The organism is Dyadobacter arcticus, from assembly GCF_011762185.1.
Taxonomy (GTDB): domain Bacteria; phylum Bacteroidota; class Bacteroidia; order Cytophagales; family Spirosomataceae; genus Dyadobacter; species Dyadobacter arcticus.
This window is the reverse complement of record NZ_JAASQJ010000001.1, coordinates 1,238,480-1,255,753: the sequence shown is the minus strand read 5'-3', so window position 1 is coordinate 1,255,753 and position 17,274 is coordinate 1,238,480. Positions and strand designations below refer to the sequence as shown.

The 17,274-nt window shown below is 43.2% G+C and carries 8 protein-coding genes; 1 reads left to right on the top strand and 7 read right to left on the bottom strand.

Going from position 1 to position 17,274, the window contains the following annotated elements:
- Window positions 1-17: 17 nt before the first annotated feature.
- The 4 genes from FHS68_RS05285 to FHS68_RS05270 form a co-directional block, all read right to left on the bottom strand.
- Window positions 18-3,206, bottom strand: a complete 3,189-nt coding sequence (locus tag FHS68_RS05285; protein ID WP_167267862.1) for a SusC/RagA family TonB-linked outer membrane protein — start codon at window positions 3,204-3,206, stop codon at window positions 18-20.
- Between the two features lie 487 nt (window positions 3,207-3,693).
- Window positions 3,694-7,107, bottom strand: a complete 3,414-nt coding sequence (locus tag FHS68_RS05280; protein ID WP_310588506.1) for a VCBS repeat-containing protein — start codon at window positions 7,105-7,107, stop codon at window positions 3,694-3,696.
- 239 nt (window positions 7,108-7,346) lie between these two features.
- A complete protein-coding gene (locus FHS68_RS05275) occupies window positions 7,347-9,062 on the bottom strand; it encodes a RagB/SusD family nutrient uptake outer membrane protein (protein ID WP_167267859.1) in 1,716 nt (571 codons plus the stop codon).
- Between the two features lie 30 nt (window positions 9,063-9,092).
- Complete coding sequence (locus FHS68_RS05270) at window positions 9,093-12,308, bottom strand: SusC/RagA family TonB-linked outer membrane protein (protein WP_167267857.1); 3,216 nt, start codon at window positions 12,306-12,308, stop codon at window positions 9,093-9,095.
- Between the two features lie 185 nt (window positions 12,309-12,493).
- Between FHS68_RS05270 and FHS68_RS05265 the strand changes: the two genes are divergently transcribed.
- Entirely contained in the window at window positions 12,494-14,032 is a 1,539-nt protein-coding gene (locus FHS68_RS05265) for an FG-GAP repeat domain-containing protein (protein WP_167267856.1), read from the top strand.
- 1 nt (window position 14,033) lies between these two features.
- On the opposite strand, the gene FHS68_RS05260 is transcribed toward FHS68_RS05265, so the two are convergent.
- The 3 genes from FHS68_RS05260 to FHS68_RS05250 form a co-directional block, all read right to left on the bottom strand.
- Window positions 14,034-15,164, bottom strand: a complete 1,131-nt coding sequence (locus tag FHS68_RS05260) for a carboxypeptidase-like regulatory domain-containing protein (RefSeq protein WP_229211773.1) — start codon at window positions 15,162-15,164, stop codon at window positions 14,034-14,036.
- Window positions 15,165-15,328: 164 nt separating this feature from the next.
- Window positions 15,329-15,655 (bottom strand): hypothetical protein, encoded by a 327-nt coding sequence (locus tag FHS68_RS05255; RefSeq protein WP_229211772.1) that lies wholly within the window; start codon window positions 15,653-15,655, stop codon window positions 15,329-15,331.
- A gap of 182 nt (window positions 15,656-15,837) precedes the next feature.
- Window positions 15,838-17,271 carry a SusD/RagB family nutrient-binding outer membrane lipoprotein gene (locus tag FHS68_RS05250; RefSeq protein ID WP_167267852.1) on the bottom strand — a complete coding sequence of 478 codons (1,434 nt, stop codon included), beginning with the start codon at window positions 17,269-17,271 and terminating at the stop codon, window positions 15,838-15,840.
- Window positions 17,272-17,274 lie beyond the last annotated feature (3 nt).

Below are 17,274 nucleotides of genomic sequence, written 5' to 3'. Positions count from 1 at the left end.
AATAAAATTATGGGCTGTCAGAAAGAGAAATTTAACCCAACCAGGAATGTTCTGGACACAGGCATAAAGCCTCCGTCAAAACCCAGCGTATTATCCTGACCTGTCTGGATCTCCGGGTTTAGACCCGTATATTTGGTGACAGTCAGCATGTTCTGACCTTGCAGATAAATCTGTGCATTGCTAAATCCGATTTTTGCAGCCGCAGCCTTTGGAACCGTGAATGTCAACTGAACATTTTTCAGACGGAAGTAAGTACCCTTTTCAACGAAGTAGCTGGATGGCCGGCTGCTGATCTGGTCATCTGCATCCATAATTGGTACAGTACCTTCTTTATGATCTGGCTGCCATGCGTCATACAATGCGCGTTTTGCCCTGTTGCCCTGAAAAGTATTAAAATCAGTGAAATAACGCAGGTAGCTGAAAATCTCATTACCCACAACACCGTTTCCAAATACAGTTAAGTCAAACATTTTATAACCAACATTCACATTGATACCATATACAAAATCAGGGTGGGGATTTCCAATAACGGTACGATCATCATCCGTGATTTTTCCATCATTGTTAATATCGGCAATTTTAAACTTCCCGGCCTTGTTATAAGAACCATAAGGCGCCCACGCTTTAGCTTCTTCGTCCGATTGGAATATGCCTAAAACTTGATATCCATAATAGGTTGACAACGGCAGACCTGCTTGAGTAAGCGTTACAGCAGGAACACGTGATCCCGATCCGAAATACTTGGTAGCGTCACTTTCATCAAGTTTATCAACCGTATTTCTGTACATCGAATAGTTCATGGATACGCCATACCGAAGGTCACCCTTCATCAACGTATTGCGATAACCTATCCCCAAATCAATCCCTTTGTTTGTCATTGCACCAACATTAAAGGACGGTGCACTTGCATCTCCAGCAGTAAAGGTGATTGGCGTTGAAAACAACATGTCAGCTGTCTTACGGTTCCAAAAATCGATTTCAAATGTCAATGCGTCGTTCAGGAATGTTGCGTCCAAACCAAGGTTATTGGAAGTCGTTGTTTCCCATTTCGCCTTTGGATTACCAAATGAGGAAGCATCATAACCGATTGTTGGCTGGCTGCCTGATCCGTCGATTGGATAACCTGCGTGGAAAATATCGGCGCGGTAAGTGGTGAAGGCATTGTAATCCCCGATCTTCTGGTTACCTGTTCTACCCCATCCGTAACGGATTTTCAAGTCATTTATAAATTCAGCTCCTTTCAGGAAGTTTTCTTCTGACAACCTCCATCCCGCACTGAAAGCCGGGAACAAGGCGCTTCTGGAAGCTTGTTGAAAACGGGAAGAAGCATCATTCCGTAGAATAAATTGGAGCAGATATTTATCTGCATAAGAGTAGTTGATTTTGCCGAACTGAGAATAAAGGCTGTAATCCCTATTCACTCCTCCAAAGTTGGTTGCTTTTGTAGCATCTCCCAAATTCAGATAATTAATGATAGAGGGAATTTCAAAAGCATAACCTTGGCGGCTTGCACCAAACTCTTCAGCAAATTCACGAATGGACTCTATCCCAATGTAGGCATCCACCTTGTGGTTTGTCCCAAAATTTTTGGAATAACTTAAAGTATTTGTCCAAACCCATTGGTAAGAATAGTAATCGGTAGAAGTTGAACCATTATTGAAGCTACCTTCAACGTATTCAGGATTGGCGCGTCCAATGTAACGGCCTCTTTGGCTTACACCGTCAATTCCAAGACTTGTCTTAATGGTGAGGTTTGGAATGATATCAAATTCACCGTAAACATTACCGAAGGCACGCAAACGATAGGTAGTATTATCTTTTTCACGAAAAAGCGTAGCATAAGGGTTAGAGTTGTTACCGAGATTGGCACCGCGTGAACCTGCGAAGTTGCCGGCAATGTCATAGACAGGAAGTAACGGATGATGCTTATAGCTACCTGAAACCGCATTCTGTTCCTGATTGTTTCCAAAACCTCCTTTTCTGTTATCAAATGACACAGCAAGGTTCTCTCCTACGCGTAGGCGTTTCCCAAGTGCAGAAAACTCTGTATTCGCGCGAATCGTATACCGGTCATATCCGATGAATTTTACAACTCCATCCTGGCTGAAATACCCAACAGACAGTGCATAGCGGCTATTTTCGGTACCTCCTGAGGCTGATAGCTGGTAGTTCTGAATTGGAGCAGTGGTAGTAAGTTCTTTCCACCAATCCGTATCGGCTGATTTGGTGATCGCGTAGATGTTACCAGGAACTAGTGAATATTTGGCTGGGTCCACGTCAGGGGTACCTTCCTTTCCTTTGCTTGGAAAAACATAGTCAGGAATAGTAACCTCTCCGTTCGGACCAAATGTATATTGGCCGTGCGAAGGCGTCTTTCCTGCATACTTGTCTGCCAGATAAAGATATCTACCCAATTCTTGTGAATTCAAGGCCTCTACATCTTTATAGGTTTTCTGAGTTCCATAGTACGCATTGAATGAAATCACTGGCTTGCCAATCTTTCCTCGCTTTGTCGTGATAATTACAACACCATTCGCTGCACGTGATCCGTAAATAGACGCGGAAGATGCGTCCTTTAAGATTTGAATGGTTTCGATATCATTTGGGTTAAGGTTACCCTGGTTTTCGGTAGGTACACCATCAATGATAAAAAGGGGATCATTATTACCAATGGTACCAAAACCCCTGATACGTACTGTGGCATTACCGCCTGGCGTGGCATCATTAACAATGTTAAGTCCTGAGGCACGCCCCTGCAGCTGCTGTGCGAATGTTGTAGCGGGAACAGACTGAAGATCTTTGGCATTTACTGTCGTTACGGAACCCGTAATGTCGCGTTTTGACTGCGACCCGTATCCTGTCACGATTACCTCTTCCAATGCGCTTACGTCGCTCACCATAGTTACATCAATAACCGTTCTGTTTCCGATCGCAACTTCTTTGGCGGTGTAGCCGATGAACGAAACGACGATTGTTTGTGCACTGGATGGCACTTTGATTGAATAGTTACCGTCAGCATCTGTTGTGACACCAATAGTGGTGGATCCTTTCAAAGTTACCGAGGCACCAGGTAAAGTAGTCCCTGATTGTTCATCCGAAACTTTCCCGGAAATGGAGATATCCTGGGAAAATACATTTTGGCAGATGAGAAATAGAAGCGTAACCAAGAGGAGCCTACTTCCCAAAAGAAGGTAATTTTTTTTCATAATGTTTAGTTAGGTTAATAATATTAAACCGCCCAAAAATACCACTTTTCATCATCAAAAAATCTAATTATCCGATAATATATTCAAATCAATATTTAATTGCATTTTTTTACCTCAACCTAGGTATGATATTTGTACTTTTTGAATATTTGATGCAGCAACAAATCAATTTTTAACCTCATTTTAATCTCAACGTTTTAAAGTGTCAATTGCACATATAACCTTACATTAGCTAATTTTAGTAACTTTGTGGTTACTTAATCGCGTTGTGCCCTGTTTAGACCGTTTGTTTTTAATTAAGAAAAGACGTCTTTAATCATATCAATACCAATAAAAATAAAGTGACATGACATAATAAAATAATTATAAATGTAAAGTTGACAATTTATGAATTTATCGGAATATTCATATAAGCATCTCCCAGATAGCAAATTAAAAAGAGCCTGGAAGCGGATGGTTCCAGGCTCGTTAAATTATAAATTTGAAATCACTTTACTTGTCTTTTCGAGCCATTTGCAGACGTAATTTCCACTCCTTCTACATATTCCGGCAGGAAAAGGGAATGTGAAGATTGGGATAAGAAGGAGGATCCAAAATTGAGTTCTTCTTTTCTGCTCTTTCCATTTTTAAATTTTAGGGTTGCGAAGATTTCACTGCCAGCCAGCGGAATTTTTCTGACCTTTTTAAGATTCAGGTGAAATCTGATAGAGTCGCGATTTTGGGACGTAGCCGTCATCCAGTTATCTTCCCCCATACCTAACCTTACCAGGCCTTTGGCATTCCCATTGGTCATATATCCACTTTTCCCGAGACTTAATGGTTCAAAACCTCCTTTGCCATTGCCTTTGAGAATGAGCCCATAAAAAGCATCATACCGGCCTATTGAAACTTCCGAGCCATAATCATTCCCTGCAAGCATTACGTCAAGATTTCCATCCTGATCAAAATCGTCTGAAATCATTCCAAAGATTGGTGCGAACTGCGCGCGGAGCGGCAACTCGTGCATTACAAACTGACCATTACCTCGATTCTCAATATAACTGCTACGCATATACGTCGCCGTTACATGCAGTGCATCTTTCAATTCCTCTGGTTTAAGAATGTCAGTCAGTGCCGACTCCGCAAACTTTCCATATTCCTGAAAACGTTGCCGGACCTGGATAATCTGCTTTCCCATATCGTCCCTTGTATTGTAAGGAAACTCTTTGAAGGTTTCATCTGAAGCCTTATAAAACACCGTAGGAATGGCATCAAAGAACCCGTCATTATTGAAATCTTTCGCATACATACTCACAGGCTGATGCTCGGAAGCGCGGCTCAATGAGTTTATCCCAAGATTACCCGCTATATAATCCATGTCGCCGTCGTTGTCGAAATCGCCGGTCACCAGACTGCCCCACCAGCCTTTTTTATTTTCCAATCCTGAAATGGCTTTTCTGAGTTTACCCTTATCATTCTTAAAAAAAGTAAGCGGCATCCATTCTCCCGCAACCATAAGATCCACCCACCCGTCATTGTCATAATCTGTCCATAATGCATCGCATATCAATCCAATATTGACCAACCCGGGCGCTATCACGGATGTTACATCTGAAAACTTTACCGAATTGCTTTTAGTATCGTTTCTAAGGACAACGCTTGACACTGGCTTAGGATACGCTCCCGACTCCACTCTTCCCCCAATAAACAAGTCGAGATCGCCATCTTTATCATAATCGGCTGCTTTGACACAAGATCCATTAATCTCAAACTGCGGTAGAGCGGCGGAGGCGATGGTGAATTTTCCCTTGCCGTCATTCAGATACAAGATATTTTTCAAGCCGCCAGAGCCAGCCTTGATTTCATAACTGCCACTTACGATATACAGGTCCAGATCTTGATCATTATCTGCATCAAACAGCATTACGCCCATGTCTTCTGTCCGCTTTTCCAGCCCCTCAGGGCCTGGAAGCAGATCCAGAACTTTAAAACGGCCATTGGGCTGCTGTATCATGAAACGGCCTTTGTGCGCAAATGCTCCTCCCACAAAGAGGTCGTCCCTACCATCTCCATTGACGTCTCCGGCTGCCAGTGCGGGGCCGAATTGGGAAAGTTTATGAGGTATTAATTTTTGCAGATTGAAATCGATGATGTCCATTTCCTGATGCACAAACGGTACCGCCAAATCGGAAGTAATATCACTGAATAGAGCCTCTGGACTCGCGACCCCATCCGGTTTGATTGTTTCCAAAGCATTTTTTTCATAGACATCCAATACCTGATTGGCCCTAACATCTTTCAGAAACTGGCACTTGCCTCCCGGCCAGGTAATTTTTACCTGATCAACGCGCTTAAACTTCCCCAAGCCAAAATGCGTAAACGGCTCAACTGTTGACAGATAGCCTCTATAAGGGGAGTTTTCCGAATATTGCAGCAACTTGCCTTCATATTGAATCTCCGCGATAGCACCTATCCCATTTCGATTGGTTCTTTCGCCATGAAACCTGATCCGAAGATAATTGCTCTCATCCGGTTTGAGCTCAACTGAATTGTTGCGGTATACAAATGCCGAATCATTGATGTTATTAACGACATAATCCAGATCGCCGTCGTTATCCAGGTCGGCATACGCGGCTCCGTTCGAAAAACTTGGTGTTTCAATACCCCAATCTTGCGTGACGTTCTGAAATTGCAAATTACCCAGATTTTTAAATGCGTAGTTCCTGATTTTAACAGAAGGAATGTATTGAAGCATTTCCATTCTGGGGACAAGGTTCGTTACCTCTGCCCGGTAAGCCATGAAATCCAGATCAGTAATATCTTTGGGGAACCCATTGGTTACAATGACGTCCCGAAAGCCATCATTATCAAAATCGGTAACCATCGGTGTCCAACTCCAGTCTGTCTCCGCAATACCACTCAGAAGCCCAATTTCGCTAAAAATAGGGTTTCCTACCTTACTATTAACTTTTCCGGCATTTAGCTGCAAGGTATTTCTCGCTACCTGGTACTGGTATCCATATTTATCATTGTTCTGATAAGTAACGTAGCTGTTTGCCGGTGTCATCATTTTTTTCCTGAGATTCGTTTCAGGCATCATGTCCAGCGCAATTACATCAGGTAGCCCATCATTGTTAATATCCGCTACATCATTTCCCATAGCGGAATAAGACGTATGCTTGAAGTAAGAATCCGCTTTATCGGTAAATGTGCCATTCCCATTGTTGACATAAAGTATATCATTTGTGATATAATCGTTCGTAACATAAATATCTTTCCAGCCGTCCTGATTAATATCTGTTACATTAACCCCCAATCCATACCCCTCAATCAGGATGCCTGCTTCCCTGGACACGTTTGTAAAAACAGGATGACGCAGTATTCCATTCCAATCATTTTTAAAAAGTCGGCTTGTTCTTTTGGATGATCCGTCTTTTATTTTTTCATGAAATTTATTTGGCAGGGTAGAGTCATCCATTTCATTGACAACTAAGAAAAGGTCAAGGTCCCCATCGTTATCATAATCGAAGAAAGCAGCATTTGTGGTGTGTGTGGTGTCAGCGATACCATATTCCTTTCCCATTTCCTTAAATATCGGAACATTGTTGCGATCCTTTCCCTGATTGACATAGAGCAAATTAGCCCGTTCCTCGGCAACCTTTCTTACAGATGCACAAACATAAATGTCTTGCAAGCCATCGTTGTTGATGTCAACAACCGCTACGCCGGTAGACCATTTTTTACTTCCTGATACGCCTGATTTATCGGTAACGTCTTCGAACTTAAAACCGCCCTTATTCAAGTATAATTTGTTAGCAACTGAATTCCCCGTGAAATAGATATCTGGTAAACTGTCATTGTTGAAATCAGCCAACGCCACGCCGCCGCCGTTGTAGACATACTCAAAGCTGAGGATATTCATGGTATCGTTTTCGGCAATACGATTGGAAAACAATACGCCGGTATCGTCACTATCAAGTTGTGTGAAAGTCTTGAGTTTTTTTTGACAAGAGGAAAGCAGTATTGCCAGAGAGCAAATTAAAAATAAGGGCCTTATAAACATTGTTACTAGTATTTTAACACTCGAAAGTACGGAACTTATGCAATAAAAAGAGATGGTAAATGCTACCATCTCTTTCATTAGACTTGCTAGATTTCGATTTAATAGCCTGGATTTTGCTTGATATTTGGTTGACCATCAACTTTACTTTGGTTGACAACAAATTCCGGAATAGGCAAGTATTCATCCTTTCCTTTTCTAAATTGTGAACCTGCCAAATGGGTCCTTATTTTAGATTCTTTTTGAATAAATGAATTTCGCTGCGTATCGGCAACGCCCCAGCGCACGAGGTCGAAGAACCGATGTCCTTCCATCGCCAATTCAATGTAACGTTCGAACCTGACTGCCTTTCGGGCCATTACTTTGTCAGACCATGCCGCGGTATAGTTAACTATTTTGTAATTCGCTACCGGTTTTCCGCCATCCATAACCACTGTTGAGCCGGCGGCTCTTGAACGGATTCTGTTTACGTACTCTTGTGCTTTCGCCAAACTTCCAACCTCTACCTCACATTCGGCGGCCATCAAAAGCAGATCCGCATATCGCATCAAGAGCTGATTTTTGCCTAACTGAGTCTGACCCCAGCTACCCGCAATGTAATAAGTACCGACTTCGTCTTTCCACTGAATATGTTTGTTTGGCAACCAAGGCCCACCATTGGCCAACTGCCTGATCCATGTTTCCTTAGCTAAACCAAAATCCTTATAAGGGACACCAACGCGACCTACTGTATAATCAAGTCTTGGATCAAGCTCACCACGATCCGGGAAATCCTTTGGATTTGACTCCTGATTTTTTACATCAACACTATTATAGGTGTCGAGCAACGGCAATCCACCGCTGGTCCTGTAAGCATTCACCAAACTTTGAGATGGTTGATAGAAACCGCAGCAGCCGCCAGGCCCATCGTTGTGCGGGTTGGTAAGTTCGCCCTCGGTATTACTATTCGCGCCGCCGGTTCCGTCACCCGTTGTGTATTGGATACCAAAAACGACTTCCACACCATTTTCCTCTTCACCTCTGAAAACATTTTTAAATTGCGGCACTAACCCAAACTTATTGCCCTTGTTATTTACTCCACTGGCAATGATCACGTCAAAAACGACCTTTGCCTCTGTGAATTTGCTCTGGTAAAGCAACGCTTTTGCGTAATACGCACCAGCAGCCCATTTATTGACACGTCCGATCTCGGTTTGAGTAACAGGCAAATTATCATAACCAAATTTTAGATCCGCTTCAATCTGCGGCCAGATACTCTGGTCATTCTTGAGAGATTTGTATTGTTCGGTCGTTTCAATCGTCTCATCCACATACGGTACATTATTATATACACGTTTTGCTTCGAAGTGTTGAAATCCTCTCAGGAAGCGGGCCTCCGCAATTATTCTGGCTTTGTTTTGCTCAGTCAGATCCTCTGCCTTTTCCGCAAGTCTTAGTACAGTATTGGCCATTCCAATGCCATCGTAAAGAGCTTTCCATTTGTTAGAAACAGAAGGTCCGCTAGGCAATACTTCGAAACGTTCAACCGGGTTGATTTCCGTTGCCTGGTCAAGTGACTCGGAGCCCTTGTAAGAATCGTCTGAGCGAATTCCGCCCCAGAGCCAGTTATTCGGACTTGTATACCAGGCTCCAATCGATTTGCCGGTTAGCCCTCTGTAAGCCACGATCAAAGCACCATTTACGCCATTGGCGTTTGAGATAGCCGTTTCCGAGATTGAGCCGAGGGGTGGCCTGTCCAGATAACTATCTTTACATGAGAACGTGAGTCCCAGGCAAAGTCCCACCAACACTAAAATTTTCTTTATATGAGTTTTCATAGGTCATTGTATCAAATTATGTAATAATAATTACAGTCCCAGATTCACACCAAAAATAATTGTTCTGGGTGCAGGTGTACGGAACTGATCCACACCCATTTGCAACTCATTACCCAAAATCCCAATATCCGGATCCGGGCCAGAATATTTGGTGATCGTAAATACATTTTGCCCTTGCAAGTAAATTCTTGCCCTGCCAACGCCAATTTTTTTAAGCAAACCCGCTGGCAAAGTATATCCGATCTGCATTTGTCTTGCTCTTAGGAAAGAGCCATCTTCTACGTAGAACGATGTGGATATTGCGCCTGAATAGGTGTCATTGGCATTCAAAATAGGCAATGACGCACCAGTGTTTGTAGGTGTCCATGAGTCTGTGAGGACATCTGTGCTATAACCTCCAACAAAACCTCTTAGATGGGTGGACCATTTTGTGTAGTTATACAAATCGTTTCCGTAGTTCCAAAAAAGGAAAGTCTGGAAATCGAAATCTTTGAATTTCAAAGAAATATCTGTTCCCATTTGAAATTTCGGGATTGGATTTCCAATGTAAGTCTGATCATCTCCATTAATCGTTCCGTCATTGTTAATGTCTCTTAGTTTCCAGGAACCGACTCTTTTATAGCTCATTGCGGCATGCGCATCCACTTCTGCCTGGGTTTGAAAGATCCCGTCAACCTGCCATCCCCAGAATGACGCAAGTGGTCTTCCTCCTTCTACCTTCTGGATATTGCCAAGCCGTCCTGCTCCGAAAAGTAAGGCGGAAGATCCGTCAGCATCAATTTTGATCGCTTCATTCACATAATGTGTGAAGGTCAAGCCAATGTCAAAGCTCAGGTCTTTTGTTATTTTCCCCTTGGTAGAGAGCTGGGCATCAACGCCTTTGTTAGACATAGTACCTACGTTAATCTGAGGCTGACCAACAGTTGGTTCCAAACCATTAGGCTGGCGACCTACAAGCAGATCTTTGGTAGTGTTATTGAAATATTCAACACTAAAATCTAACCGACCGCCCCAAAGGCTACCATCAATCCCCACATTAACCATTTCTGCGGCCTCCCATTTGGTGCTCGGGTTACCAATTACTGTTGGACGGTAACCAATAACAGGCAAGCCATTGGTTCCATTAATATCGTAAGCGGTTCCAGTAAGGGTAGCGCCGTAGAATGAGTACGCATTGGAAGAACCAACATTTCGTTGGCTACCCAACTGTCCCCATCCGGCCCGTATTTTCAAATCGTTGATGGCAGAAATAGATTTCAGGAACCCTTCTTCGGAAATTCTCCACCCGAGTCCGACGGCAGGGAAAATACCTACCCTGCTTTCAGGTCCAAACACTGAGGAAGCATCTCTTCTCAAAGTTCCGCTGAATAGGTAACGATTGTTCAGCTGATATTCCACTTTACCAAAAATAGAGTACAACGTACGCGGCGTAGATGGCGAACCGTTGTTCTGAGGTAAGTTTTTACCGGTATTCAAAGACCAGAAGCTGGGGTCATTGAAGTCATAATCTGTCCGGTTTCCGCTGATACTCCTGAATTGATCAAATATCGACTCTGTGGCAGCGAAAAGTTTTAGGGAGTTATTTTCGTTAATTTCCAGCTTGTACTGCAAGCTGTTGGTCCAAGTCCACGAACCTCCCCTGAAGAAAAATTCTGAAAAAGCATTGTTCCTGATCGGCTCAGCCTTTTCAGGCGTGATAAAATTAAAATTATATCCATTTCCAAATCGCTGGTCGATCCCAAAAGAGGAAGACAAGGTTACATTTTTGATGACTTCGATCTGTGCATAAATATTACCAAGAAGTGTCAGTCCTGAAAACTTATTGTCTTTGTTTCTGGCTAAAACGACCGGAGATGTAAGATTGCTTCCCGCCTCACCAAGTGAAGTACCAGCAAAATTGCCTTGGATGTCCCTAACTGGGATGAATGGAGGGACGCGGTAAGAGTTGTACCATGGCGACCCTTCTCCTGCGAAATCAAGACCACCACCTAAATCGAGCGGATTCCCCGAACTTCCACTTGATCTGGCAAAGGCCACTTGCAGATTTTGACCAACGGTTAACCACTTTTTAGGCTTAAACCGGGTGTTCGCCCGAACAGTTACTCTGTTGAAATTGGTCTCTTTAAAAATTCCGTCCGAGCCAAAATAATTGACTCCAAGCGCATAAGACCCTTTTTCAGAACCGCCTGTGGCTGTCACCTGATGGCTTTGAACAGGAGCATTTCTGGTAATTTCGTGAAACCAATCCGTACCCTGGCTCAATTCGGCTATCTGATATGTCTTATCATAGCTATAAGGGTCATAATTGTATTTATCAAAATTAGGGTTTGTTGCATCCCCGGGGTTCTGGTTAACATTCATATTTGTTACCAGATACTTAGGGATACCGTTTTGAAATACATTGCTTTTGAACGGAATACCAGCACCTTCGGCAGCTTTCTGTAAATACTCATAGTATTGTTGGGTATTAATCATCGAAGGATATGCCCGCTTGGGCAACGCCTGAATACCATAGTAGCCGTCGTAGGAGATTTCAGTCTTTGTACCACCTTGCCGGGTCGTTACTACAATTACACCGTTGGCGGCACGAGAACCATAAATGGAAGCAGATACGGGGTCCTTCAGTACTTGAATCGATTCTACATCCTGCGGATTGAGCGCATTAGCATTATCGGTAGGAACACCGTCGATAATATACAAAGGATCATTGTTACCAAAAGACGTAAATCCTCTGATCCGAACTTTCGCCGCTCCACCAGGAGCTCCTGTACCACTTACGGTAACCCCGGAAGCCCTACCCTGTAACATATTTCCCAGATTGGAACTTGGCTGTTGAAGTGTAGTTTTGGTATTGACAACAGAAACAGATCCGATAATGTCCTTCTTCTTTTCAGAAGTATAGCCCGTTACAATCACTTCCTCCAGTGCATTAACGTCTTCAACGAGCGTCACATTCACGATCGACTGATTTCCGATTGGCACCTCTTGTGTTTGGAAACCTACAAAACTGAAAACCAGAATGCTGCTTTCACTATTTACATTTATAGAATAATTACCGTTTTCGTCGGTATTGGATCCAATCTGGGTTCCCTTTACAAGTATTGTTGCACCAGGAATACCGGAATTGGAACCATCAAGAATACGACCAGTGACTTTTCTTTCCTGGCCAAAAGCTGCGTTAGATAGAATAAAAAGAAGGGAACAGCAGATAAGTGTCCTGCAATAGAACAAGTAAAGTTTTCGCATGTCATTAGTTAGGTTAATATTCAGATCCAATGTATCATTATTCGCTCAAATTTTTACCTTATTCTTTTAAATATTTTTAAAGGGCCAATTTTTAGTATTATAAAATGATAAAATAATGTCAGACCAAATAACCTGAATCAAACCAATCAACTAAACCGGTCTTCTCTTTTAACAAACGCACGCCAATGAATTACCTTGATCCACTCTCATTTTTCTCCAGAATTTTCGCGTCTATCATGATTGTAATCCTGACAATTGCCTGTCAGCCGACCAATAGTGATAAACAGGAGGTTCGCGATGGGGAAAAACTGGCGAAGAAATATTGTCAGAATTGCCACGATGCGGTAGAACCCGGATTGCTGACCAAAGATGTATGGGTGGATTTTGTTCTTCCTGCAATGTCCAAACACTTCGGACTGGAACTTTGGAGCAAGAACAGCTATCAACAAACACCCAAATCTACCATTACCTATGTTGACTGGATGAAAATGGTAAAATACTATGAATCAGCTGCGCCAGACAGTCTTACATATACTCAGCCCACCAAATTAAAACAGGGTTGGTCAGTTTTTGCTTTAAGAAAACCTGTCGAAGATTCATCCAGAATTGCTACCACAGTGATGGTCGCTATAAATTCAAGTGATCGCCTGATCTATACATGCGATGGCGATAGTGCTGACCTGTTCAAATGGGACGATAATTTCAAACTCGTAGGTAATTCCCGTTTGCCATCTCCTGCGACCCATATCCTATTTAATCAAGGCTTAGACCATGTTGACATCCTGACTTGCATTGGCGGGATGAAGGCTTCGGATCAAACAAGAGGAGAGGTACTTGCAATGGATCGGGAAAAGAATATCCGTCTGCATCCAAGCCCGGTCATGTCTGGCCTAATCCGTCCAATTCACACCATACAGACTGACTATAACAAAGATGGCCTGACGGACTATGTTGTTTCGGCATTTGGACATACACAGGGCGGCTTGTACCTGCTGAAACATCTTGCTGATCACTCCTTTCAGAAAATTCCTATTCGTGAAGTGCCCGGGGCAACCCAGAGTATCACGGAGGACTATAATGCGGATGGCTGGCCGGATATTATGACCTTGTTTGCCCACGGAGACGAGGGGATCTGGCTGTTCCTAAATGATCGGAAAGGCGGATTTAGTGCCAAAAATATTCTCCGTTTCCCACCTGTTTATGGATCGAACAGCTTTCAACTTGTGGACATGAACAGGGATGGTAAGCTCGACATTGTTTATGCCGCCGGTGACAATAGTGATTATTCCAAAATTCTGAAGCCTTACCATGGCGTTTACATATTCACCAATTTGGGAGATTTCAACTTCAAGCAATCCTACTTTTTCCCGATCAATGGCTGTACCAAAGCAACTGCCTCAGATTTTGATCTGGATGGTGACATGGATATTGCGACCATTGCTTTTTTCGCCGACCTGAAAAATAAGCCCGCGGAAAAATTCATATATCTGGAACACCAGAACGGCACTACCGGTAAATTTGAACCAATATCCATTCCTGTTCAACAATATGGCAGGTGGATTTGTATGGACGTTAATGATTGGGATGCCGATGGGGATCTAGACATTGTTTTAGGCAATTATTCAAAGGGCCTGATCAATCAGGAAAATGTAAAACCGACCTGGAATACGCACTTACCCTTTATCGTATTGGAAAACAAAACGATACTTACCAAAAACCGCTGATTTAATCATCGCGTTTCCAATCAGCAGGCAATAATGTTGAAAATCGGTCATTTCCAAGATCACCTGCGATTTCAAAACCCATGGGCATTACTACCCAACCTTGCGGTGTAATCACCATATAACCCTGAGGCATTGTGATCTGGGTGTATGCATAAGGCATATCCGAATATGGCGAACGTCCTTTTTTCTTTGTGTTAAAAATTTCCAGTTGGGTCATCGAGACAACTAAACGCTCCGTCACTAATTCACCCGGGCTGACCAGCCGAAAACCTCTCACCGCCTCAATCCGGTTATGCAAATGATTGGATAAAATGTTAAAACCGTTCGGGTTACGTACTTGTTTGAAAAGCCGAAGCGAATCGGGAATGACCTGATAAACTTTAAACCCCTGCTCTTGCAAACTATCCGAAACCATACTCGCCAGTAAATGTTTTAACGAACCCTGATAAGCAATTTTCTGATTGCTTCGCCATTGCTTTTTCTGAAGACTGTCTTTGGGTACTAAAAGCTCAAACCGTGTGCTGCCGCCATAGTATACCTTGCCGCTGAAATAATCAAAATCATCTAAATCCTGGTGGATCCGATAACCGAGCGCAGTATTTTCAATGATCAAAGGACTGGTGGTTTGCGCACCCAAATGACCGTCATCATCTTTCGATATCCGGAGCACTTCCGGATTCATAATTCTGCAATGTTTGCTAAATGGCGTGTTGCCCAGTAACTCACGCGTGATGATCTTGAGATTTTTTTCACGCTTCTTGTTCTTTTTCGCATAGATGGTCACGCCCTGCAATTGCTGGCCTTCCCGCAGTTTGAAAAGAACTGTTTTAACGCCTGGCTGCTCGAAACGCAATGTCTGCTTGTCCGTTTCAAAGCCGAGAAAAGACACGACCATTTCCAGGTTTCCTACGGCCAGATTCCCTAGTTTATAATTTCCATTTTCATCGGCATTGGTGCCAATAGTGGAGTTATTGATAAAAACATTCGCAAAAGGCAGTGGTTTTCCTGTTTTATTATCCGTCACCTTTCCTGTCAGGGTGACTGTGCCAGCCTGCTGGGCGTAAGCGTGGCTGAGGGTAAAGAATACAATACATGCGATTAGCCGGAGTGTAGGAATAAAACAGTTCTTCAAAATCACTTTCGGATGCATGTTGAGTTTAAAAGCTTTTCATATCAAAGATAAATGAGGAGTTGTAAACATTCGGAATATGACCTGGGAATAAACATTAAAAAGCTTTCCGGCTTTGGAAATTGAGTTATTCCAAAACCGGAAAGCACATTAATATTTAGTAATTACTAAGGCTTCGTTTTCAGCGTGACATTTTTTTGCGACGAGGCAATGCTATTATCCGCTATCACTTCGGCAAACAAAACGAGCGTAACATTTTTGCCTTTTGGAGCCGTAACCGGCACTTTCACAACATAATTCCGGAGCTCATTATCATATTTTTGCGTACCCGCCGGAAATTTGGCGAGCAGCGTTTGCACGCCGGTCGTTGTAGCAGCGGAATATATCTTAAACTCCTTGACCGCCACTTCGCTGGTATACTCCATGTTGACATTTACCTTGCTCAGGGAATCGACCGTTACGCCAGGCTGCAAAACGCCTGCTGCTGAAAACACTTTGGTATCTCCCAGCCAAACGACTGAAATCTGAGCTACTTTTCCATTGCTGATCAGCAGATCTCCAAAAAGGTCAGGCTCTTTCTAACAGCCTGTCATGAGGAAGATAGCTGCTATGGATACTATTGTTGTTTTGATATTTTTCATCTCAATTAATATTAAATCTGTGTCTGATCATTAATTTATTTCACCAAAAACCACATTGGAATTTCAGGGTTCTTCTGATTGGCCTGCACTGTTTTCGAATTACGGGTAACTTCCGAATCCGGGTATTTCATCCGCTGGATCCGCTTCCCCTGCAAATCGGGATTAACGTTGGAAGGCATTGGGAAGTCCAGATAATTGTACTTCCGGATGTCCGTCCAGATATCGCCGATCAATAACATTGATTTGAATTTTTCAGTAATGATGTGCTTCAATGTCAATTTACCCAAACCAACATTCACCGGCGCTGCGGCCAGATAAGCTGCAATGTCCGCCTCGGTCACACCTACCTTTTTCATATTGTTTGAAATGATTTCCTGGTAAGCCGTGTAAGCCTGAGCCGTGGTGCCTGCCGATGTTGCCGTGCCACCATTTAAAAGAAAACGCGCCTCCGCCTCAATCGCCTTAACCTCGGAATAAGTCATCATGACCAATGGCGAGTTGACATTGGAGTGCCACGCTTTTGCGGTAAGGTCTACCGTCGAACCGCTTCCCGAACCGGGAATTACACCTGAATAGACGGTCTGATTATTTTTGAGAGAGATAACCTTAGACAATCGCGGATCTACGACTTTTTGGGCCGTTCCGTTCGTAAGGTCAACAAATGTGTTGGTAAAGGTTACCGATAAATTGCTGGTCGTATTTGGGATCGCCACCCGGCTGTACCATGGACTGAGGTTCTTGGAGTTGTATTGAAGCTGAAAATCGTCCGCATTGCTGGCCATTGCATTGGGTAAAGCAGCAATTGCAGCCTGCGCAGCCTGTTGCGGGTTCTTCACTGAAAAATGCATGGCATAACGGGCTTTGAGAGAATACGCCAGTTTTGTCCATTTCGACATATCCCCATTGTAAATCAGATCGTCCGCGGCTGGTTTGGCACCCGTATTTTTTGCAAGTTCCGCGACAGACTCATCCAGTAATTTTGAAATGATTAAGTAAATCTGCTCCTGAGTGTCATAAGCTGGAGAAAAGTTCTTCAGGTCTGCTTGTGAATAGGGTACATTTTCCCAATTGACCGTGGCAATACCGAGGTTATAAGCCATGAGTACCTTCGCAATCCCCACATAAGCGGACGCATTTTCCTCCTGACCTTTGCGAATGATCAAGTTTAATTGGGGAATGACATATAAATACAGATTCGACCAACCAATTGTATTATCGGTTTCGGCATAAGTATCTATCCCATTGGAGCCAATGGCGTTACCAATCTGCTGCGCATACTGACAAGCAACAAATGCCTGCTGGTAACTGGCTTCACCCGTGTAAAATTCTGCGGTCGGCAGCAATTCTTGCATGGAGGCATCTCCTTTCAATGTTTGATCCACGTTCACATCCAGGAAATTTTCACAGCCGGTAAGCGTGGTCAGAAAGAAGATGAATGCCAGGGCTGCTATTTGTTTTATATTTTTCATAAG

Bases quoted from the DNA above. Each gene is read 5' to 3' on its own strand.
- FHS68_RS05285 (WP_167267862.1), bottom strand. From the start codon at position 3,206: ATGAAAAAAAATTACCTTCTTTTGGGAAGTAGGCTCCTCTTGGTTACG.
- FHS68_RS05280 (WP_310588506.1), bottom strand. From the start codon at position 7,107: ATGAATATCCTCAGCTTTGAGTATGTCTACAACGGCGGCGGCGTGGCG.
- FHS68_RS05275 (WP_167267859.1), bottom strand. From the start codon at position 9,062: ATGAAAACTCATATAAAGAAAATTTTAGTGTTGGTGGGACTTTGCCTG.
- FHS68_RS05270 (WP_167267857.1), bottom strand. From the start codon at position 12,308: ATGCGAAAACTTTACTTGTTCTATTGCAGGACACTTATCTGCTGTTCC.
- FHS68_RS05265 (WP_167267856.1), top strand. From the start codon at position 12,494: ATGAATTACCTTGATCCACTCTCATTTTTCTCCAGAATTTTCGCGTCT.
- FHS68_RS05250 (WP_167267852.1), bottom strand. From the start codon at position 17,271: ATGAAAAATATAAAACAAATAGCAGCCCTGGCATTCATCTTCTTTCTG.